The organism is Alteromonas sp. ABD4_190 (assembly GCF_056160105.1).
The window spans coordinates 855,805-877,725 of sequence record NZ_JBSWWN010000001.1; the positions used below are offsets into that span (position 1 = coordinate 855,805).

The following is a 21,921-nucleotide window of genomic DNA, read 5'->3' on the forward strand; positions in this document are numbered from 1 at the left end:
TACAAAGATAGATTTTGTGTATTCACTAAGTGGAAATGTCATGACTTTATCAAATCGATTTGTAACGCACACTGTAGAAAACCAGCCCACCATTGCCGCCCCCTACAACGTATGGCGTGATGATGCGTTGCTGCGTGTATTTGTAAACCAGCATTTGCCACCATCCCACCAGCATGACGAAGGGTTACTAGATAAATATGGTCAACTTGCAGGTGATACACTTATGAACCATGGAGAACTCGCTAACAAAAATAAGCCCGTTCTTCATACATTTGATCGCTACGGCCGCCGTACAGACAATGTAGAGTTTCATCCTAGTTATCACGTACTTATGGATAGTGCGATGCAGCATAATGTACATAACTATTCGTGGAAGTATGAAGGTGTAGAAGGAGCCCACACTATACGCGCAGCACTAATGTATATGCACTATCAAGCTGAGTCTGGTACATCTTGCCCACTGACCATGACACACGCAGCGATCCCCGCCATGCGGTATGGAAACAACTTACCACCTTACTACCTAGATAAAGTTATCAACGGCGAGTACGACCCTCGTTCCCTACCAGCTAGCCAAAAACACGGGCTGACTATTGGTATGGGGATGACTGAAAAACAAGGAGGTTCAGATGTTAGGCGTAATACAACTAAAGCGACTAAGCAGGCTGATGGCAGTTACCACATTGTAGGGCATAAGTTCTTTTTCTCTGCCCCCATGTGCGATGCACATCTTATTCTTGCGCAAGCCGAAGGCGGACTAAGCTGCTTTTTACTACCAAGAATGCTTGAAAACGGTGAACTTAATAACGTGCGCATTCAGCGTTTGAAAGACAAGCTAGGCGACTGGAGCAATGCATCATCTGAAGTTGAATTCCAAGAAGCCACGGCATACTTGATTGGCGAAGAAGGCCGGGGCGTGCCAGTGATCATCGATATGGTGTCGCTTACCCGACTGGATTGCATGATTGGATCATCAGCACTTATGCGCCAATCACTGGTTCACGCATTACACCACGTAAGCCACCGCGATGCCTTCGGGAAAACCTTAGTCAATCAGCCACTAATGCAAAATGTGTTGGCAGATCTCACCATTGAGTGTGCTGCTGCTACCGCGCTTACTATGCGCGTTGCAAAGGCAGTAGATAGTGCAAAGAGTGATAGCCATGAAGCAGCACTGGCAAGGCTGGCCACCGCAATTGGAAAGTACTGGATTTGTAAGCGCACACCTATGTTTGTAAACGAAGCGCAAGAGTGTTTAGGTGGCATTGGTTACGTGGAAGAAAATCCTATGCCCCGTTATTACCGTCAAGCTCCGCTCAATTCTATTTGGGAAGGCAGTGGAAACGTTCAATGTTTGGATGTACTGCGCGCACTCGCCAAAGAGCCCAACGTGAAAGAGGCCTTGTTTGCCGAACTCAAAACTCAAGCAGGCCAAAACAAATACTACGATATTTACCTTAGTAAGTTATTTGACGAGCTATCAAATACGCAGAATATGGAATCGCGAAGCCGCTATTTAACCGAACAGATGGCGCTCGCGCTTCAAGCATGTGCGTTACTTGCTACGGCACTCGACAACAATGATGCCATTATCGATATTGCCCACACGTTCTGTGAATCGAGGCTTGGCAACGCGAGTGGCTTTGCTTTTGGTACATTACCCGACACCACACCATTTGAGAAAATTATTGCGCTTGGGCAGATTTCAACTAACTAGTCTATTTTAAGGGGTTACGCTAAAGGCTCTGTGAAATTGGGGGTATGAACCTAAAGCGGCAGCTATTTACTTTAAGATGCCTATGGGCTCGTAGGTCTTCTGTTTACGTAAAGCAAAAGGTCGAATTTTGATTAAGCGCAGTGTTTCGAGTGACGCTAAACTGCTCGTTTAACTAAGTGCTCCGGGCTATCAGAAAAACAAACACTCACTACTCAATTGGCAAACTTAGTCAATATTTGCCATGATTTGCGAATGGTGAACATTCGGAAATAGACAATGGCAACTTTAAATGTGTCACTTCCTGACGAAATGCGTAAGTGAATTGATGAACAAGTAAAAACTGGCAAATTTGCTAATGCTAGTGATTATATTCGCGATTTAGTACGTCGCAATCAGAGTGAGCGAGAGGCAATTAGCTTAGCTCTCATAGAAGGTGAATTGAGTGGGAAAAGTGAAAAGAATGTTTTGGATATTATTCAAGCTAAGAAATCTCAAGCCTTAAAATGAATAATTACACCCTCTCTAAAAAAGCAGAGGAAGATATCTCCGGGATTTACGATTATTCAGCCAATATACATGGCGTAACTCAAGCTGAAGCCTAACTTGTTGCCCTACACGAAGCTCTAGTTGTTCTGGCGGAAACCCCTAATGTAGGTACTTCAGCGGAGGACATTAGAAAGAATTACCTACAACTCCCAGCTCATAGGCATATGGTCTTCTATAAAAAAGTCTATGACGGCATTTTCGTCATTAGGGTGCTTCATCAACAAATGAAATACGCTATGCATCTTTCTGATTGAAACACACAGGAAGGTCCAAGTATTGTTACGAAAGTGCCAAGTCAAATAGAGAAACAAACTAATCATTAAATGTCTGCTTTTTGTCTATTGGTGCCCGCCAACGCTCGCCGCTAGGCAGATACACAAACCGGACGTCTAATCGCATTTCCCCTAAAAACACTGGCCGTGTTTTTTTGGGAGATGAGTATTACTATGAAGTCTCAGTAATAAGCTTTTAGATTGACATTCAGCCATGGCTATTTTTAAAGGAATAAAATTTTTGGGTAAGCTTTATAAAGTTATACATAGCAAAGAGAGTAAAACTGGTGTTGCCATTCAAATTTTTGGCGTAATTTGTTTTTTTGCTGCAATGGCGCTTCTTTTCACATCAACTAAATCAAACTCGCCTGCTCTATACTTATTTTTTGCGGGCTTTTTTTCGTTCTCAATTCTTCTATGGGTGATTGGCGCTTATCAGAAGCGGAAATTTTCTAAACTGGGTAAAACTCCGTTAACACTGACCCCGTCAGTCTGCACAATTGGCGAGGAATTTAAAGGCTCTATTGAAATTGTAAAGCCAAATTTTAATAGAGTTAAAGAGGTATCAATTACTCTCTGGCACCGCACAATGAGAGGGGACGACAGCCGAAAAGATATAGTTTGGGAATCAACCACAACAACAAAAATTAATTATGTAGGCGGTAAAACAATCTTAGAATTCAGTTTTGTTATCCCGCATGGTAAGCAGCCGACAAACAAAGCGTTTATTTCAGAAAACAAATATTTTTGGGAGGCTAGTTTCGAGTTCGTCGAATCAATGCAAAATATTAAAAGAACTTGGGAAATCCCAGTAAAACTAACACAGGCAAGTCAATAGGCTTAGAACATTGGGAGCTGAGCGCATGCCTAGATGGTGCATCTATCTTGAAGCTTGTTATTTAGGTAGTGAATCTCAATCGACTACCGTGAGGAATAAGCACATATTGACATGACATTCTTAGGTAAAGAAACCCGTATTGGCAGCGCACGTTCAGTAGCGCTAATTTTGATTTGGTCGATTTTACTTTGCAGATCCAAGGCTTTTCACACATTTTGAGTAGGTAATGGTTAAGTATAAAAAACTCTATACAGCGTGCTTGTTCCTTAATTTGTTTCTTTTACCATTATCTACATATGGGATGTTGGTAAGTATTACTTCTTACTTTTGGAACGAAACTAAAGGGGTAATTGTTTCGACTAATAGAGTTAAAGTAAGGGTTGGAAATGGTTACATTGAAGAAGCAATGATTGAGTTCACGTACAGCGTTGATAACGTTGAGTACGTTTCAGATATAGTTTCACTCGGACCGAGGATAAGGTTAAAAAACAGAACGTTTGCTTTGGATTACCTCAAACAATATTGGACTGGGAAAGAGGTACGCATTTTTTACCCAGTTTTTTTTCCGAGTTTTGGAACGTTAGAAAGAGGTATAAAGTTAAGCACATTTTTTTGCTTCTTTATTGCAATAGTATTGCTATTTTCTGGAAGAGCTTTTAAACGCAAAGTTACTACAGCAAATAAATTTACGTAGATTGAAAGTGATGTTGATTAATCTCACTTCTAGAGCGTTTTTTGGTCTGAGTTAACTATGCCTTGAACATAACGAAACTTGCCACTAGGGAAAGAGCTAGCAAACCTGATAGTCGCATGTGTGCCTTAAACAGCCGACCACCTTATGTTTCCGCATAAGCCAATATGCTCTTAACAACATAATCCTTACGCATACCAAACAACCTAAAAAGGATTAACAGAATACCCTTTTTGCGCCAAGCGCGCGTGGGCGGTCATGGCTGACAGGTCCATTTTAACACCTTCAATCAAGGCAATTTTTTCAACGCCATGGGCTGCAGCCGACTGGCCACACACTATCACTTCAACGCCTTGCTCCATCAGTGCAGAAAGTAACATTTCGTTACCATTAGGTTGGCCTTTGCGCTGTTTGAAGTTTGCCGTCTTAAGCATTTCTTCGGTAGCAGAGCCGTGCACCACAAGCGCGAGCGAGAGGTTTTCCTGTTTTACGCCGTTAGCTACGTGCATATTAATAAACCGCGCCAGCGACTCAAACTTGCGGTTAACCTCACCGGGGTTTGCCGCTTTGGCAACATCAAATGCAATCTTGAATGTCTGATTTTCAGGAAAGCTTACACTATCGACTGACGCATGCTTCCCAAAGTTGCTAAACACTGGGCCATATTCAAAATCTGATTTTGCTGTGGCATGCCCTGCGAAGAAGAGTAAAGCCGCCAAACCGAATGATGCCTTACCTGTTTCTTTAATCATGCTCATGTCCTGTTCCTTAACTATTACCCTAACTTTAACGCGCAGGTAGCGCTGTTTTATAAACTTCAAACGTTATATTGCTTACATCACTACCCGCATCTTGTATTTTGCTGTTCGTATAGTAAAGCGAACCGTTATAAATACTAAAGGTATCAGCCCAGTTCACAACATCACCTTTTACTAGGGTGCGAAGGTCGAGACTTGGCGTAAGGTACTGCACTTCTTGCTTTTCTAAGTCAGCTAAATAGACGTTGCCCTCGTGATAAATCATGCCATCTGGCGCACCGGTTGTTGCGACTTTGCGCACTTTTTTAGCCAATACCTCATTTGAGGCTTTCTTTATATCTGAGGTATTAATGGCATACAGTGAATAACCTGACAAAGCATGGAAATATAATGTGTCGTTCAACGTATCTAACGCGATGCCGTCTGATTGAACAGTCATATTGAAAGGCTTACCTTGAATACTTAAAGACTCTACCTCAGCTTTTGTCGTTTCATGATTATCTAAAATGCGATAGCTGGTATTGTCATCGAGGTTATACACCACTAAGCCCGCATGAGCCGAATCCGTCATGTATATGCGATTTGTGTCTTCGTCTACGCGTAAATCGTTAATGTAAGAATCAGAGTGATAAGCATCTTCACTGAGGATCAAGGTTCCTTCGATTTCATTTGAAGCTAAATCCACGACAAACAAACGAGGCGCATCCACTACCCCGTTGAATTTTGGGTTGCGGGTGTCCAACACATACAGTTTATCTTTGTGGGCAACCACTGACTGCACGGCCAAAAAGCAATCCTTTCTTACCTCGCTTTGCGCTACGCACTCGTTTGCTTCATTATTAGGATATGCAACAAACTCTCCGTTATCGGTAACCTGAGCCACAGAAAACCCTACGCCGTCTCGCCAATTGGGCGCGTTTACAAATACTCGCCCATCGTTACTTACCGTCACGCCAGTAATTTGTGTGCCTTTAATGTCGCCGACCAATTCAACTTGAGAATCATATGCTTCGTGTGCTGCTGCATTAATAGAAAAAACGGCCGCTATCGCAGTAGCTGTTAACGTGCGTTTAATATGCATACCCTTTACCTTCAAACCTTTTCTTAAGACATAGCCGCTCGCCTACCGTAAACTTCTACGCGTACGCTTTAGCATGCGTATTAGAAAGTAGGTAAGCAACTTTAGATAACTAAGCATACGGTTTAAACACCGTGGCAGAGCACAATTCGACGAAGAGTGACGACAATTCAGCGAATTATGCTCAGTGAGCAAAAGGCTGTGGCCTTTTGTTACCACATTTACTGTTAATTCAGATCTAAAACAGGGTATTGTGTCGTTAAAGTTAGCAATCGTTAAACATTTCTGCTGACAGAGCATCCTTTTAACAGCAGCAATTTAGAGGGAAATTATTATGGGAAGTAGCACTTCAACAGAATGTCATAAAAGTTTTTGGCAACAGAAGTATGGTATTAAGTCAGCCTTGTTGTCGTTTTTAAGTTTAGCGTTAGTTGTTGGGTGCGCTAGCAAACCTCAAGTAAGCGTAGATGACACGCAAAACTTTGCTGACATTAAAACCTTTTACATTCAATCGCCGTTGAATCCTATTAATGAAACTCTTGCTAACCATTTGTCTTCAACCATAACCGAGCGCCTGGTTACAAAAGGTTTAACGCCAACAACAGAGAACGAGGCCGATGTGTCAGTAGGTTACCTTCCTTCCACCACAACTAAAGAAGATGGAACCACGTTAAATTTAGGGTTGGGTACAGGCACCTTTGGGCGCTCTGGTGGCATTTCTCTCGGAAGTATATTCAGCATACCTGTGGGCGAGCAAACCTCTTTCCAACAAGGTCTTCAAATAGATATCGTGAAAGATGGGAAGTTTATCTATAGCGCTTCAGGTAGTGTTGAACTTGAATCGAAAGACAGCATTAGTATTCAAAACAAGCTTGATGAACTAGTAACAAGCTTACTTGAACAATATCCAGCAAGAATTAATAAGGACTAGCGAAACACATTTATCAAGCTTGAGAACCATGCTGTTCTTTTAAAAAATGCTGACAACACAATAACGTTGTAGCAAAAAGCGCCATAAAGGCGCTTTTTACTGATTAAACGTGGTATGAATTAGCTGTGCTGACGCTGCTTTTTGCCGCGTTTCTTTTTCATATTATCGAACTTTTCAAGTTGCTCATCGGTTAAAATATCCGCTACTTTCATGCGAAGCTCGGCACGTTTAAGAAAACGCGCTTTTACTTTTTCCGCTTTTTGCTCTGCAATCGCATTTACCTTTTCTTGATAGTTCGCGTCGTCTGGGTTTAGGCCCGCTAGTGCATTCATTTTTCTGCGCTTACCTTCTTCACCCATTTCAGCTCTTTTAGCCTGACGCTCAGCTTTAAGCTTCTCTTTCAATGCCTCAAACTGCACTATTTGCTCGTCAGTTAGATCAAGTACTCTTTCCATTTTATGCAAAGGTAAGAAATCTCCACCTCTACGTTCATCTGAATTCTTACCGCCTGCGTAAGCAGTGGTTGCGATACATGCACTTAATAAAACACCGGTAATTAATTTTTTCATCTTAATCTTCCTACTTGTTTTGCCATGTTTATGCATGACGTTAAAAAATAATGTTGTTTCATCAACGGAATTAAGTATGCGTGAATCAATCGATAAGTAGGGTTAAGCTAGTGTAAAGTTCGGTAAAGTTGAAAAACACTGTAGTTAATAGGGGTAATATTCGGGGCATGGAAAATGAAAAAATAAACGTTTTACTCGTCGACGATGACAAAGACTTGTGCGCCTTACTTAAAGAATTTCTAGAAGGGGATGGCTTTCGTGTAGATGCTATTCACAGCGGCGATGAAGCAATAAAAACACTACTCAACACCGATCAGTACGACACCGTAGTGCTGGATATTATGATGCCCGGTATGTCGGGCCTTGATGTGTTGAAATCAGTAAGGGCCGAAAAGCAAACCCCTATTCTTATGCTGACAGGTCGTGGCGATGACATAGACCGAATTGTAGGCCTTGAGCTGGGTGCTGATGATTACTTACCTAAGCCTTGTAACCCAAGAGAACTTGGCGCCCGTATCCGCGCTATCATTCGAAGAACACAATACCTGAAGGCCACGCCCTCAGCTTCGTCAAGTGAATTGCATGGAATACACCTAGATCTAGGTGCACGGCAAGCAACCGTTAATGGCAAAGCTCTTACGCTAACTGGCGCTGAATTCAATGCACTCAGCTATCTCATGGAGCGTGTAGGACAAACTATATCGAAGCAAGAAATGACGCAGGAAGTATTAAAACGTCCATTAGAAGCTTATGACAGAGCGATGGATGTCCACGTAAGCCGAATTCGTCAAAAGCTGTCAGCAGTCGGTGTTTCGAACGTCATTCAATCTGTTCGCGGCGTGGGCTATCAAATGCTTACTGCTCCTCAGGAATCGGAATAGAAGACAAAGGCAATGGCCAGTAACGTTAAATGGGCAGATATAAAAACTAACTTGGGATTCAAGCGCTTATTCTGGCGAATTTTTGTCGCTTTTTGGGTAGCTAGCCTTGTGGTAATGGCGGCTACCAGTTACGTGTTAGTTAACGACTATACTGCAAGTAGCTACAACAAGCGTTTTCTTGATGATGCGACGAATCAGGCTGAAAGGATTGTATGGCGATACGAACACGAAGCGTTCACAAACGGTAGAGCTAAAAGTGAGATTAGAGAATGGGCTAAAAGACGAAATGGGCGAGAAAACGAGCTAATCCCCATGCTTATTTCAACGCCTGATAATGAAGTCGTTTATCACTATCGACTGAACAAAGTGCCTGAAGAGCACAGGATCACGCGTGAAATATACGGGCCATCAAACAACCGCTATGTCGCTCAATTTAGGCAACCGCAAACGCCACGAATTTACAAACAGGTGCTTAATCGCTTTCAGACTATACAATTTGTCTTTATATTTTTAGCCTCAGCTCTGGTGAGTGCTCTGCTTAGTTGGAGCATCGTTAAACCCATAAAATATCTAGGGGCTTTTAGCCGAAAATACGCCAACGACCAAACTGCGACACCAGTGCCCTCTCAACTTCTTACTCGTGGCGACGAGTTAAGCGACCTCGCAGCCGATATTAACTTTATGGTTAGCAAAACTGCTGATGCGATAGGTGCCCAACAAAGGTTATTACATGATGTCTCTCATGAGTTGCGCGCCCCTCTAGCTCGGCTTCAAGCATCTGCCGCAATCATCGGACAGCATCAACCTGAAAACAAACACGTACTACAAATACACAATGACTGCCAACGAATGGACCAGCTCATTCAACAAATTTTAAACTTTTCGACACTGGAACAGACGCCCCAGAAAGCTGAGCCATGTGACATTATTGCGTTATGTAACCGTGTATTAGATGACATGGCAGTAAACTACCCGGGTATTCCTACCACATTAACCTTCGACCAATCACGTAAAGACAACACGATTATTAACGCCTTTCCCGAAGCTCTACATCAAGCGTTAGACAATATAGTGGGTAACGCTTGCAAATACTCAAATAAAGGCCAGCCTGTTGCTATAGACGTTGCATCTAGTACTAATAGCGTTGTTATTGTTGTTAAGGATAACGGTATTGGCGTAGACAACGCTGAGATTGAAAAGTTAATGCAGCCTTTTTACCGAGCCGGAAATCAGATGCACACTGAAGGCTTTGGTCTAGGCTTAACCATTGCGCTAAAAGCAGTAGAAAAGCACGCAGGAACACTTGTAATGCAAAGCCCAGAAGAAGGTGGTCTTCGTGTTGAAATTACGTTGCCTAAAAACGCATCTATTTAATTGCGACACGCTTTTTTAGAGGGATGCAGCATATATAACGAGAGGTTAGTATTCCTGATTGGGTAAAGTATTTTCTTACTACAAACAATCACTAACGCGACAAACTTTTTGTCGTTATCGAAAATAGAGGAAGTTAATGCCAATTAGCGTTATGCTTTGCGCCATGAAGAAGTACAGATTAATGTAATGGCTGCGCATCCGTCGCTTTCCGTTCAGCAAAACCTCACCATCAGGTTATTGCGTGTATTAAGATATAACAAAGCCCGTATTGAGCGCGCGCTTACTCTTATGCCTGAACATCAAGGGCCTCTTTTTCACGTACTTCCATTTCTTGTTCACGTTAATCACGAAACACTTCCGGGTTATGTGGAACCATCTCCTTCAGGCGAAGTCGTGCCTTTTGGTATTAATAACTATTCTTTTAGGGCTGATATTCAAAAAGCCCTACTAAAGTGCTTTCCGTCTGAAAGTCATTTGTTTTCTGATGTTAAGCAAATTTGGCCCAGGCAAAGGGTTATAGAGTCACTACTTTTAATGGGTAGTGTGGGCACTATCGCGCAAACTGATGACTCAGATTTTGATTTTTGGGTATGTATAGAAGGTAATCGCTTTTCAGATACAGAAATTTCCTTACTTCAACAAAAGTTAAGAGCTATTGAAAAATGGGCGGACAATACTTTTGAGATTGAAGTACATTTCTTTTTGTCTGAATTAGATAAAGTTAGGCAGAATGACTTCGGTATTGCTGACGGTGAAAGCGCCGGCTCAGCGCAAGCATTGTTTTTAAAAGCCGAGTTTTATAACACCAATATCGTAGTGGCAGGCAAAGCCCCCTTTTGGTGGCTTACCCCAGAAAAGACCAACGAAAAGCAATACCAAGCCATTTATAACAATCTCAAAAAAGGCGGCTCGCCAGATTTAGATTGGTTTATGGACTTAGGTAACTTAGAAAAGCTGGACGCCAGCGAACTGTTTGGCGCAGCTATTTGGCAGCTCGGAAAAGCCATGGATTCTCCGTTCAAATCCGTTTTAAAAATGGCAAAGCTGGAAGTTTACTTAGCCAACATTTCACATGGACAGCCGCTTTGTAACATACTTAAAAAACATGTTCATCGCGGCGCTGAAGCGCCAGGTCATGTGGCTGATATAGACCCTTACGCGTTAATGTTCGACGAACTCATTTCTCACTACAAAATAAATGGGCAGCCCGAAGACATAGAGGTCCTTCAGCAATGCTTGTATTTCAAATGTGCATGCCCATTAAGTCAGCCTCTTTTTGAGGGAGAAAAACCAAATTTTAAGCGTAGAGTCTTAGCTTCTTACGCTAGGCAATGGGGATGGAGCCGGAAACACATCCATCATCTCGATAATCAACAAGATTGGACGTTTAGCGAACGCGTACAACTTAGCCGCCGAGTGCACAGTTTCCTATTGAAGTGTTATAGACGTATCTCTAAAGAACTGAGCCACTACCCGCAAGTAATGGATGAAAAAGACATGACGGTGTTAGGTAGGCGCCTCAGTACTTATTACGCTAAAAAAGAGGATAAAATTGAGTTTCTGAGGCGTGCATTCGACGAGAGTCTGTATTGCGAGAAAATCACTATTGCCATGCGCCAGCTGAAAAACGGTACAGAGGTATGGTCGGCCTATGCAGGTGACTTATTAAGTAAATCAGGCATTATCGATGAAGCCCAGAAAATATCTCAAGCACCTAGTGCGATTGCGTTAATGGTATGGTTAGTTTCAAGTAAGATAATTGATACCCGTAGTAAAATCCATCTAGATTACAACTATGGCGAAGTAAGTGAATTAGACCTTCACGACCTTCTTAAGCATTTGTGCAAATATTTTCCGCCGGTTAAAGTCTCATCGCTCCCCCGTAACGATTTACTTGCGCCGGAGCGTATAACCGCATGTTTTGCGGTCGTGAATTTTCCTACCTTACGCCAAAAAGCCACGGTTGAAGATGTCGCTATCATCTACAAAACATCTTGGGGTGAGACATTTTTGAAATTCGGTGATGAAGTACTGGATACCTTGTGGTACGAGTTACAAGAGATCCCCCCTCGGCCAGCGTGCTATGTCATGGTACCAAGAGGAAATCAACAATCTCGTATTTTGGGCGAGTTCTTGGAATCGACCGACCTTAACTTCAATGTGCTTTATTAAAAGGACCGGCGCCGCTCTTACTGTTTCTTTCAAATGAGAAAACGTGAGCCAAACTTTCATTTTCACAATTTTAAATTGCGCTTTGGGTCGACGTTAATCGTTGAATACATTAACCCATTCCCTTCCTCATTTAAGATATAAAGAATCTTTTTGTATTAAAAACACACAGAAAATGCTTGCACTATAGAATTACAAGTGTAATCTAAATACATCGACTACAACTGTAATCAATAAAAGTAGGTTTCGTCCTTATGAGCAAAATGTCTGACAAACCCGAAATTTCGAACGCCGAATTTGAAGTACTAGACGTACTGTGGGACGACCACCCCGCTACATCAAGTGAAGTGGTTTCACGGTTAAATGATAAGAAAGACTGGCACGAAAAAACCGTAAAAACACTGTTGGGTCGCTTGGTAAAAAAGGAGGTATTAGGCTTTGAAAAGCAGCAGCGCCAGTACCTTTATTACCCACTGATTGCGCGCGAAGACTATACGAAAAAAGAAGCAGCGAGCTTCGTTAGTCGCCTGTTTAAAGGGAAAGTCGCGCCTATGGTCGCCGGGTTTGCAAATCAAAACACGCTATCTAAGCAAGATGTCAACGAGCTTAAAGCGCTTATAAAAGAGTGGGAAGAAAATAATGATTGATTGGATTATCGCTCAACAAGGCATTTTGTCGCTCGGTCTCATTTTACTCATTGTTTCCGAGCACTTTTTCACGTCTAGGTTAGGTGCCTCATTAATGTATAAGCTATGGGCGTTGATACCAGGCAGTCTGATAGTTAATAACCTTCCGCTGTCGATGGTTAGTATCCCGTCAAATAACTTTGCTCGCTATGTAGTGGGTGTTAAACCTACAGTGAATACCGTTGCATTCGAAACTTGGTTTACTCTTTGGGCCATAGGCGCAAGCATTATCACTGCCTATGTTTTAGTACATCATATTACAACATGGACATCGATAGGGAAGCGACGTGCTATCCACACCAATGCCTATTATTCAAGCAAAGCAGCCACCCCTATGTTATTTGGTTTCATCGCGCCCAAAGTGCTTATTCCCTTTTCGTTTAAAAGCACGTTTTCAAAACAGCAACAAGCGCTGGTATTGGAACATGAAAACGTTCATCGCAAACATTATGACCACCTGTGGAATACGCTAGCACTCACTATCGCCATTCTATTTTGGTTTAACCCACTAGTTTGGCTTGCGCTTAAGTCTTTCAGAATAAACCAAGAGCTGGCTTGTGATCATACTGTACTAAAAAACAAGACAGAGAAGGAAAAACTCACCTATGCAAAAGCACTCGTGCAGTGTGCCGAGCATTGTTCAAGCACTATAACTTTGTACCCAACCTTTGGAGAAAAGACGACTATGATCAAACGTTTAAATGCTATAAAACAACCTATGCGCAGCAATAAAGTACTGGCAGCGAGCGTACTTTCTGTTGCAGCTTTACTGACTATTAATACCGCATTGGCTAATGTGCCTCCGCCACCGCCAAAAGCTGAAGCTAACATGGATAAATCAAAAGTTAATGAAGCATCACCAGTTAAACGCATTCCACCCATCTACCCAGAAAAAGCAGAGCAAAATGAACTTGAAGGTTTTGTCGTTCTGTCTTTCGATATCACTGAAACAGGCGCAACGGATAATGTAAAAGTGGTTAAATCTCAGCCGGCGGGCGTGTTTGATAAAAGTGCTAAAGTGGCATTAAAACAGTGGGAATATAAACCACGCATTCAAGCTGGCAAAGGCGTCAGACAAACTGGGCTTCTCGTCCAATTAGACTATCAACTTGGCTCGCAACTCGATACAACGAATGCTGAAAAGAACGCTTCCCCAGATGTAGAGCGTATAATCATTCCGCCAGAGACAAAGTAAGCAAGGCCAAAAATCAGTCAGAATATTAAAAGGAGCACACCGCTCCTTTTAGTGTTTTGTCTAATTGACTTAATTTTTCGTTGATCCAAACTAGCCTAGATCTCACTATTGCGTACTACCTAGCTCCACTTCAATTGAGTAAAAGTGTAAAGCACCTTTACATTTCACATGAAGAAAACACCGCTTTTCTAAGGTAGAATGTAAGTAATCACATACCTTAATACTTCTAACTTATGGAAGGTTTAGATAATCGATAGCTAATAACTACGATTATTTGCAATCGCTCAACGCCATTAGGGCTTTTACTTTTTTGGCGTACAACAAGGAAACTTACTATGAACCGTTTCGCTTTAGCACCTGCTGTGCTTGCTCTTACAGTCTTTACAACAAACGCAAACGCCAATATCGACCAGCTTAAAGGCCTTTTAGGCGATAAGAAAGCTGACTCGACTGTTACTACTAGTAGCCTAACTGAAATGGCAACAAGTGCTGCGTCTGGTATCGACCTATCTAGCTTGATAGGTACAGTTTCTGACAATCTCAATGTATCTGAAACGCAGTCAGAAGGCGGCATTGCCTCTATTATGAACTATGTTCAAGGTAACCTATCTAGCGGTGACTACGCGCAGCTGGCAAACAGTATTCCTGGCATTGATGGCCTACTTGAAAATGTGCCTTCACTTAGCAGCAATACGGCAGCAAGTTCTAGCTCATCACTATCAGGCCTGCTCAATAAAGCCTCTGAATATAGCTCTACACTTAAATCTGTAAATGACTTGAAACAACAGTTTGAAGCGCTTGGCTTATCAACTGATATGATTGCCAGCTTTGCCACGCAAATTAGCTCATACTTAAATGTAAATGCCGACGAAGAAACACAAGCACTCTTCAAATCTGGCCTAGATAATTTGCTAGCGGCTCTGTAATCTATCGAAAGCGTATTGAGATGTGCTGCTTGGCAAAAACTAATACGCTTTAAACCTTTTTTGCAAGGTTGTATTTTTCTAATAGCAACCTTGCTCATCTTTTCATACTCAATTACGCAGCCTAATCGCCTATGCAAAATGCAACATCTTGGTTTTCAGCGAAACCAAAGTGGTTTCGAGTTTCTACCTACCTTGTCCTTTTCTATCTTACTTATGCTCTTCTTTTAGGCGTAGTGACCCCTGCGGTGCTAGAGGCAAAATTACCTAACCTAATAAAAGAAAATACAGGTCGAAATGCCACGGTAAAAGATATTGCGATAAACCCTTTTCTATTGAAGGCAGGCATTACTGATTTTGTCATCTATTCAGAATTTAAGCCATCAACCACCAGTGACAGTAACGAGCAGAGTAAAAATAGCAGTGAAAGCGATACCAAGAATAAGGCGTCAAACGAGCGTTTTTTTAGTGTCGGTAATTTTTCTTTAGACATTGGCTTTTGGCAATCGCTGTTTACTCTTACTCCTGCAATTGAGTCATTAACTATCGATTCGCCATATGCAAAAGTGGCACGTTTAAATACCGATAACGACACACAAACATTTAACTTTTCCGATATTCTCGCTCACCTTGAGAATCGCAGTACAAATGAGAAAGAGGTATCTGACGGGCAGATCCCTAGAATAACATTAGGTCAATTTAAACTAAGTAACGGCCATATAGTTTTAGAAGACGAAGTTACCGATACCCTGCTTGATTACCCGGAATTGGACGTTGTACTGCAAGACCTAGATACGCATGCTGTAATTAGTGTTAGTGACAATAGCCAAGCTGCGTTTAATCAATACCAGTTTGATTTGCTTACCGCCGAAAAAGGCAAAATCTCGATTAAAGGTGAGTTCCAACTGTCTCCCTTTAAAGTTGCTACAGACGTTGCGATAAGTGACGTTGCTTTGGTACCGCTTTGGTCGCTATCGAAAGATTTGGTAGAAGCGAAACTAGTAGACGGTACGGTTAACTTAAGCCTTCAGGCGCAGGCTTTTGAAGAGGAAGATGCGTTTCAGTTTTTACTGGAAGGCGGTGAATTTGCCGTCAACAACTTGGTGTTTAATTCCACTGCATCATCACCCACATCAGCAGCCGCGCCATCAAGCTCGCCAGATAGTGTCAGTACCTCGAAAGAGATCCTCGCCATCCCTTCATTTGCCGTTCACAACATAAATGTAAACGGCGCAAAGCAACAGGTAAATATTGCTAAAGTTGCGCTAGACGATGTCAGAGTGTCGGGCTTGTTTGACGAGACGGGGCTCGATTTACAACGCCTGTTTACACCTAAAAGCCTGACCGCCGCTGCTACTCAAGCAAGCGCCAAAGCGAACACAGATTCGCCTTCTGGGTCCGAAGAAAAGGACAAGAGCCTTCAGCTTAAAGAACAAATAACACCTCAGCTAGAAGGTGAAATATCACCTGAAACCGACAACAGCGTTGATGCAGAGACCGTTTCGCCAGAATCAACAGGCGAAGAGATGCAAACAGCAGCCCAAACTAAAAATGGCTCACCGGAACTAGAGCAAGAGACGACATGGAAAGTAGCGCTACAAAAGTTTGCATTCAATAACGGCACCGTTGATATGCTAGAGCGCAGCATAAGTAATGGCACCTACTATAGAATTAGTCGATTGGATATTGAAAGCGGTGAAATCACCACTGATTTCTCTAAACCCATTTCTTACACCACAAGCCTACAAGTCTCTGCCGACACCCAGGCCTTTAGCAATACATCAAAAGGTACCCTGACAAGTAGCGGAAGCCTATTTATTGCAGAACAAGAGGTGCAAGGCAAAGCAGCCATTGAGCAACTAGCACTTAATCAGTTTCAGCAATATGTTTCACCCTACGCTAACGTCACCCTTGAAAAAGGCCTTTTCAATCTGAATGTTGAGTTTGACGCTGCAATGGGTGATAAGGGAACTGAAACATTAAACGTTAAGGCAAATACGAAGGTGTCTGACTTAAGTGTTCTAGATGACGCCAAAGAGCCGTTGTTGCAATGGCAATCTTTAATAGTGGACGATATTGATTTTAACCACGCTTTAAACCAGCTAAGCGTAGACAATATTCAGTTACAATCTCCCTTCGCTCGACTCATTATTGACGAAGCCAAGCAAACCAATGTGAGCAAGCTAGTTGTTTCCTCAAAAGAAAACAACAATGAAGAGCAGCCCGCTAAGAATGATATCGCTAGCAAACCTAGCAGCATGAGCTCAACAAATTCGATAACATCTGAAACTCGTGAAAAGACGTCTTCAAACGCTGAAGAGCTTGCTATTGTTGTGAATGCCATATCAATTGAGAACGGTAAAGCCTACTTTGCTGATCACTCATTAACACCGAAGTTCGCGTCGGCCATAGAAAGCCTAAATGGCAAAGTAACAGGCATAGACTCGCGTTCAGATACGCCGGCCAATGTGGATATCACTGGAAAAATAGATAACTATGCACCGGTAATACTAGCGGGCTTCATTCACCCTTTAAAAAGTGACCTTGACCTAGATTTAAATTTCTCTGTAAAAGGCGCTGAACTTACTTCAGTTAACCCCTACTCTGGCACCTACATGGGCTATTACATTGACAAAGGCTTGTTGTCATTAGCCGTGCAATACAAGCTTAATGGGAAAGCGCTGGAAGGTAAGAATCATGTAGTTATCGACCAGCTAACCTTAGGTAAAAAATCTAATTCTGACCAAGCGCTAAGTTTGCCACTTGGGCTCGCTATCGCGCTGCTAGAGGATAGCAACGGCGTTATAGATTTAGGTTTAGATGTATCTGGAGACGTAGACAGCCCAGATTTTAGCTTTGGCTCTATAATCCTTAATGCTATTGGCAATATCATTACCAAGGCTGTGACCGCGCCGTTTTCGCTACTAGCAAATCTGGTTGGCAGCGATGACGAGCTAGACAGCGTTGAGTTTGAATTTGGAGAACATTCACTCGGCGCGGATGCACAGGAAAAGCTGAACACCTTAGCAGAGGCGTTAGAAAAACGCCCAGGGCTTAGAGTGAACATTGAAGGATCGGTAAATGCGGTATCAGATTCAAGTACGCTGGCACAACGCCAGTTAAATGCCACGCTATTCGCAAAAAGTGGGCTTGTTGATTCCACTACTACCTCCGGCAGTTCAAGTACGAACGGGAATACTTCTGCAGGTGATGACATTGAAAATCTCAGCGACAGTGGAAGTTCGCAAGATGAGCCATTAACCGGCAGCCGTATTCCATTGGAAGGTCCATTGGCCGACGCCCTTATTTCTCACTATGTAGAGATGTTTGCGCCCGACCTTGATCAAGAATATAAGAAGATGGTGGCTAAGTTATACCCTGAGTTAACAAGTGAAGATGAAGGTCAAAATAGTAGTGATAACACTATTGATACGATTAACGAAGAGGACGTAAAAAGAGCGCTGACGATTGCCCGTTACAACAAGCTTCGCAATAGTATCGACATTTCAGAAAGCGCGTTAATTGAACTTGCCGACTTGCGCAGTAAAGCGGTAAAAAGCTATTTAGCCAACGAAGGTAAAATTGAAGCAAACCGTTTATTTTTGCTTAATACTCAGCACGACTTACATACTGAAGTTAGCGGCGTTGAGCTAACTTTGGAAGCGAACTAGAAAAAAAGGGTAGCCGATTTAACTGGGCTACCCTTTCCATTAACACTATTTTTGAAATTTTCGGCTAGCTAAACGCTGCGAGCAACACGTAAGAGCCTTCAAAATCTCTAAGCTACTTCTTCAAATGCGGCGCACAAGTTTCAGCAACTTTTGATGCATCAAAAATCTCAATCCAATAGCCGTCTGGGTCTTTAATAAATGCGATGCCTTTCATAGAGCCATCATTGAGGCCTTTTTGAAAAGGAACGTCTAGAGATTCGAATCTGGCGCAGGCAGCTTCTGCATCAGGTACATGAAAACCAATGTGACCAAAGCCCTTAGGCTCGGCATTGCCGTTGTGGTAGCTGACGGTTTCTGGCGTATCGCCCCAATTATGAGTTAATTCAAGCATAGCTGGGCGACCAAAAGTCTGCTGGGTACGCTTTTCAACATCGTCGGAAATATCAGAAAAATCATCTCCGGCCGCCAAAAAGTACAGGCTAAACTCCATTTCTTCGAAATCTAAACGCTTAATCAGCGTCATGCCCATCACTCGTGTGTAAAAATCTAATGAGCGCTTAGGGTCTGCAATGCGTAGCATGGTTTGGTTAAACACAAAGCCTTTCGTCGCGTCGTCTTTGTTTTCATAAAGGCCTTCGGCCTTATCGAAATGTCTGCTCATAATTTTTCCTTTACTCTATTAAAATGAAATTAGTTATTTCCCTTTTTAACTTCTCTTACAAAGTTAACTACTTTTGAGACAAATTCGTTAGTATCAAATACCGGATCGCCATGGCGCTTACCTTCAGCAAGAAACAACTCATTTGGCACGCCAAATTGGTCTAGGCGGCGACTTAATAATTCGCTTTGCGAAGCGGGTACTACACCATCATCAAGTCCATGAAAAATAATAAAAGGCGGCGTTTCACTATCTATATAAGTGGTTGGCGAGGCTTCTCTCGCTAGGGCTTCGTTGGCCAGTGGAGATTCACCCAAAAATTGAGCTTCTGCGGCATCAGGCGCGTCGTGATCCACTTTGCCGCTGTTGCCCCGCAAAGCCATAAGATCAGAAGGCCCAAAAAAGTCGACCATACCAATAACGCGATAGCGCGGCTTTGCATCAAGAAATGGAGCGTCGTCGTTGTTTGATGTGGTCAAAAGCGAGGCCAGATGCCCTCCCGCTGAGCGCCCCATCATGATCACGTGATCAGCGCTTAGTTTAAGATTATCGCTATTATCAACTAAAAAATTAATCGCATCGTTTATGTCATTGGGGGCTGCAGGAAAAATAGCCTCACCGCTAAGTCGATAATTTACTGCGGCAACCGCCACACCTTCATTGAGCAAAGAAGCGACTAAATTACCATTTTTGGACAGGGTCTCGTTTTTACTCCCCCTCATCCAGGCACCACCATGAACCCATACGACGAGTGTGGGGGCAGTTCCGAAGGAAGTTGGCATGTATAGATCCAACGCTAAACCTTTGCCATTCACTGTCTTGTAAACTATCGACTGGGGTATAATGTCGTCTACATTAACGTATGGCGTTTCGGCCTTTTCACTCTCTGTTTCCCTTTTATCGCTTTTCGTCGTACCGCACCCTACTAGCATGATTGCTATACCTAGAAGCGTAGCAAGCCCAAAAGTAAACCGCATAAATGAAAACTCCATCCTATGTTGATTGAAGTTAGTAAGCCTAACAAGCTCTCAAGCACTGGCAAATGGAAGTCATCTAGCGGTGAACTTTATTCACCGCTTTTTAGCAGGTAGCTCGCCCCACACAGATGCATTATGTTGCTTTTTGGCCTTTTGCATTTCATTGTTAGCACTTTGGCTAACTGAGCGCTTAGACTTGTTAGTTACCGACGATGTAACTCCTGGCTTGTTAGTATGAGTATTATTCCCGTTCAGTTTACCTTTAACGCGTTTACTATCGTTTGGCCGATTCTCGTTTGGCACTTTAGGGGCTGGCTTTTGAAGACCTGTTTGCGCACTGCGGCCGGTACCTGATGAATCAGGTCGATATTTTTTCACCATGCCTTGCAACAAGTTACGAACCACTTGGTCGCCAGCGTGTTTATAATTGCGGTGGTCTGGCTTTCTAAAAAGTGCAGAAAGCTCACTTTTGCTAATTCGAAAGCCAGCCAGTTGAAGTACTTCAATCATATCTTCATCTTTGTAACTCATTGCTATACGGATTTTGCGAAGTACTTCGTTATTACTTAATCGCTCTTTTGGCCCAAGCTCTTTGGGTGCTTGCCCTTCTTGTCGACCTCGGTTTTTTATGATCAATCCATCAAGAAACAGCGCAATAATCTTATCACGACACGGCAAATAGCCAGCTTCATCTTCTCGCTTCATTACGGCATGTAAATAGTCAATTTCCATATCGTAGTTAACCAATTTGAAAATGCTAATAGCAGCGGTATCGTTTATAGCTAACGCATAACGAAGGCGACGTAGAACATCGTTGTGAATCATGTAAGTGGGCCTGAAAGGTGGAGTAGCCAATAATTGGTATGGATTAAAGTGTAGCGCAATTCGCGCATTTTTTAATTTTACACTACTTGGCCATTCGCATCTATCACGGGCTTTTATGTGCAAGTCTTCCCCATCACTATGGATAAGATAATCGCCGGTAAAAACTGAGCAACAAAAGCGGCCTAACGAGGCCGCTTCACTTCTAACTACTTCAAATGGCTGTCAAAAAAGTCTAACGTTCTGTTCCACGCTAGCTCAGCGTCCTTTGGGCTGTAACGACTTGTCGAATCGTTGTGAAAGCCGTGCTGTGCTTTGGCATAAGTAAAAGCCTCATACTCAGCGTCTTTTGTCTCCAAAACTACTTTGTAGTCTTCCCATGTGGCATTCACTCGCTTATCGTTCTCGGCAAAGTGAATCAATAAAGGGCCTTTTACGTGGTCAACTAGAGGCTGCTTTGCTGGTGTACCGTAGAAAGGAACGGCAGCGTCCAACTCGTCAGGTATGCTGGCCGCTAGGAAATTAGCAATATATCCACCAAAGCAAAAACCTACAACGCCAAGCTTACCTGTTGTCTTTTCATGATCTTTTAACCATAGCGCTGCCGCTACCATATCTTGCTCTATCTTGTCTCTATCAAGACTCTTTTGCATAGCGCGGCCGTCATCATCATTTCCTGGATAACCGCCTAGCGGAAACAGGGCATCTGGCGCAAATGCTACGTAGCCTTGCATAGCAAGTCTTCTAGCTACGTCTTTTATATAAGGGTTTAACCCGCGATTTTCGTGAACCACTAGAACGCAAGGCGCTACGCCGGATTCTGGTAAGCTAGTGGGCTGCACTAAGTACCCACCGCCCTCTCCATGCCCTTTGGGCGATGAAAAAACTTCGTAGGTAGCTTTAATTGCGGGGTCGTTAAACGAAACCTGTTCCGCTTTTGCATAGTCAGGGATCAGTGCGCCACCAATAGCGCTCACGGTCAAACCTGCAACAGAAAGCGAAGCAAGACGAGTTAAAAACGTGCGACGGTCTATATCTCCATGGGCGTATTCATCGTACCAATCGAACGCCTCTTGAGGGATGTTAAGTTCTTTTTGTTGCGATAGTTTTTGCGGTTTTGGGGTGTTATTTTGCTTCATTTATTGAAACCTTAAGTTTACACCGC

19 protein-coding genes are annotated in these 21,921 nt (G+C 42.8%); 12 read left to right on the forward strand and 7 right to left on the reverse strand.

Annotated elements, in window-relative coordinates; translation table 11 throughout:
• The first annotated feature begins 40 nt into the window (after positions 1–40).
• The 4 genes from ACXAFM_RS03835 to ACXAFM_RS03850 all read left to right on the forward strand — a co-directional run bounded on the left by ACXAFM_RS03835 (position 41) and on the right by ACXAFM_RS03850 (position 3,373).
• Positions 41–1,717, forward strand: a complete 1,677-nt coding sequence (locus tag ACXAFM_RS03835; RefSeq protein ID WP_474827063.1) for an acyl-CoA dehydrogenase family protein — start codon at positions 41–43, stop codon at positions 1,715–1,717.
• Between the two features lie 321 nt (positions 1,718–2,038).
• A complete protein-coding gene (locus ACXAFM_RS03840; RefSeq protein ID WP_474830500.1) occupies positions 2,039–2,224 on the forward strand; it encodes a ribbon-helix-helix domain-containing protein in 186 nt (61 codons plus the stop codon).
• A 125-nt stretch (positions 2,225–2,349) separates the two neighbouring features.
• Positions 2,350–2,517, forward strand: coding sequence for a type II toxin-antitoxin system RelE/ParE family toxin (locus tag ACXAFM_RS03845; protein ID WP_474830502.1), 168 nt, complete (start codon positions 2,350–2,352; stop codon positions 2,515–2,517).
• Between the two features lie 232 nt (positions 2,518–2,749).
• Positions 2,750–3,373 (forward strand): hypothetical protein, encoded by a 624-nt coding sequence (locus tag ACXAFM_RS03850; protein ID WP_474827065.1) that lies wholly within the window; start codon positions 2,750–2,752, stop codon positions 3,371–3,373.
• 897 nt (positions 3,374–4,270) lie between these two features.
• Here the strand turns inward: ACXAFM_RS03850 and ACXAFM_RS03855 are convergent.
• Complete coding sequence (locus ACXAFM_RS03855; RefSeq protein WP_474827066.1) at positions 4,271–4,822, reverse strand: DsrE family protein; 552 nt, start codon at positions 4,820–4,822, stop codon at positions 4,271–4,273.
• 28 nt (positions 4,823–4,850) lie between these two features.
• Positions 4,851–5,903 carry an L-dopachrome tautomerase-related protein gene (locus tag ACXAFM_RS03860; protein ID WP_474827068.1) on the reverse strand — a complete coding sequence of 351 codons (1,053 nt, stop codon included), beginning with the start codon at positions 5,901–5,903 and terminating at the stop codon, positions 4,851–4,853.
• Between the two features lie 331 nt (positions 5,904–6,234).
• Here ACXAFM_RS03860 and ACXAFM_RS03865 point away from each other — a divergent pair, with 331 nt between their 5' ends.
• Positions 6,235–6,831 carry a DUF4136 domain-containing protein gene (locus ACXAFM_RS03865; protein ID WP_474827070.1) on the forward strand — a complete coding sequence of 199 codons (597 nt, stop codon included), beginning with the start codon at positions 6,235–6,237 and terminating at the stop codon, positions 6,829–6,831.
• Positions 6,832–6,950: 119 nt separating this feature from the next.
• Here the strand turns inward: ACXAFM_RS03865 and ACXAFM_RS03870 are convergent, their stop codons facing one another.
• Positions 6,951–7,400: a Spy/CpxP family protein refolding chaperone gene (locus ACXAFM_RS03870; protein WP_474827072.1), complete on the reverse strand. Its 450-nt coding sequence runs from the start codon at positions 7,398–7,400 to the stop codon at positions 6,951–6,953.
• 167 nt (positions 7,401–7,567) lie between these two features.
• On the opposite strand from ACXAFM_RS03870, the gene ACXAFM_RS03875 reads away from it, so the two are divergent.
• From ACXAFM_RS03875 to ACXAFM_RS03905, 7 genes are all read left to right on the forward strand, one after another.
• Positions 7,568–8,281, forward strand: coding sequence for a response regulator (locus ACXAFM_RS03875; RefSeq protein ID WP_474827074.1), 714 nt, complete (start codon positions 7,568–7,570; stop codon positions 8,279–8,281).
• A gap of 12 nt (positions 8,282–8,293) precedes the next feature.
• The gene (locus tag ACXAFM_RS03880) at positions 8,294–9,655 is read left to right on the forward strand and encodes a sensor histidine kinase (protein WP_474833449.1); all 1,362 of its coding nucleotides are present in this window, start codon (positions 8,294–8,296) and stop codon (positions 9,653–9,655) included.
• A gap of 186 nt (positions 9,656–9,841) precedes the next feature.
• The gene (locus ACXAFM_RS03885) at positions 9,842–11,827 is read left to right on the forward strand and encodes a class I adenylate cyclase (RefSeq protein ID WP_474833452.1); all 1,986 of its coding nucleotides are present in this window, start codon (positions 9,842–9,844) and stop codon (positions 11,825–11,827) included.
• A 251-nt stretch (positions 11,828–12,078) separates the two neighbouring features.
• Positions 12,079–12,471 carry a BlaI/MecI/CopY family transcriptional regulator gene (locus ACXAFM_RS03890; RefSeq protein ID WP_474827079.1) on the forward strand — a complete coding sequence of 131 codons (393 nt, stop codon included), beginning with the start codon at positions 12,079–12,081 and terminating at the stop codon, positions 12,469–12,471.
• Positions 12,464–13,705, forward strand: a complete 1,242-nt coding sequence (locus ACXAFM_RS03895; RefSeq protein ID WP_474827081.1) for a M56 family metallopeptidase — start codon at positions 12,464–12,466, stop codon at positions 13,703–13,705. Before ACXAFM_RS03890 ends, ACXAFM_RS03895 begins: the two co-directional genes overlap by 8 nt.
• A 335-nt stretch (positions 13,706–14,040) precedes the next feature.
• Positions 14,041–14,631 carry a DUF2780 domain-containing protein gene (locus tag ACXAFM_RS03900; protein WP_474827083.1) on the forward strand — a complete coding sequence of 197 codons (591 nt, stop codon included), beginning with the start codon at positions 14,041–14,043 and terminating at the stop codon, positions 14,629–14,631.
• Positions 14,632–14,762: 131 nt separating this feature from the next.
• Positions 14,763–18,299, forward strand: coding sequence for a DUF748 domain-containing protein (locus tag ACXAFM_RS03905; protein ID WP_474833455.1), 3,537 nt, complete (start codon positions 14,763–14,765; stop codon positions 18,297–18,299).
• 112 nt (positions 18,300–18,411) lie between these two features.
• Here ACXAFM_RS03905 and gloA read toward each other — a convergent pair whose 3' ends face one another.
• The 4 genes from gloA to ACXAFM_RS03925 form a co-directional block, all read right to left on the reverse strand.
• Complete coding sequence (gene gloA, locus ACXAFM_RS03910) at positions 18,412–18,960, reverse strand: lactoylglutathione lyase (RefSeq protein WP_474827087.1); 549 nt, start codon at positions 18,958–18,960, stop codon at positions 18,412–18,414.
• 29 nt (positions 18,961–18,989) lie between these two features.
• The gene (locus ACXAFM_RS03915) at positions 18,990–19,934 is read right to left on the reverse strand and encodes an alpha/beta hydrolase fold domain-containing protein (protein WP_474827089.1); all 945 of its coding nucleotides are present in this window, start codon (positions 19,932–19,934) and stop codon (positions 18,990–18,992) included.
• Between the two features lie 93 nt (positions 19,935–20,027).
• Positions 20,028–20,759, reverse strand: coding sequence for a YehS family protein (locus tag ACXAFM_RS03920; protein WP_474827091.1), 732 nt, complete (start codon positions 20,757–20,759; stop codon positions 20,028–20,030).
• A 206-nt stretch (positions 20,760–20,965) separates the two neighbouring features.
• On the reverse strand, positions 20,966–21,895 hold the full coding sequence (locus ACXAFM_RS03925) for a dienelactone hydrolase family protein (protein WP_474827093.1): 930 nt from the start codon (positions 21,893–21,895) through the stop codon (positions 20,966–20,968).
• Positions 21,896–21,921: the final 26 nt, after the last annotated feature.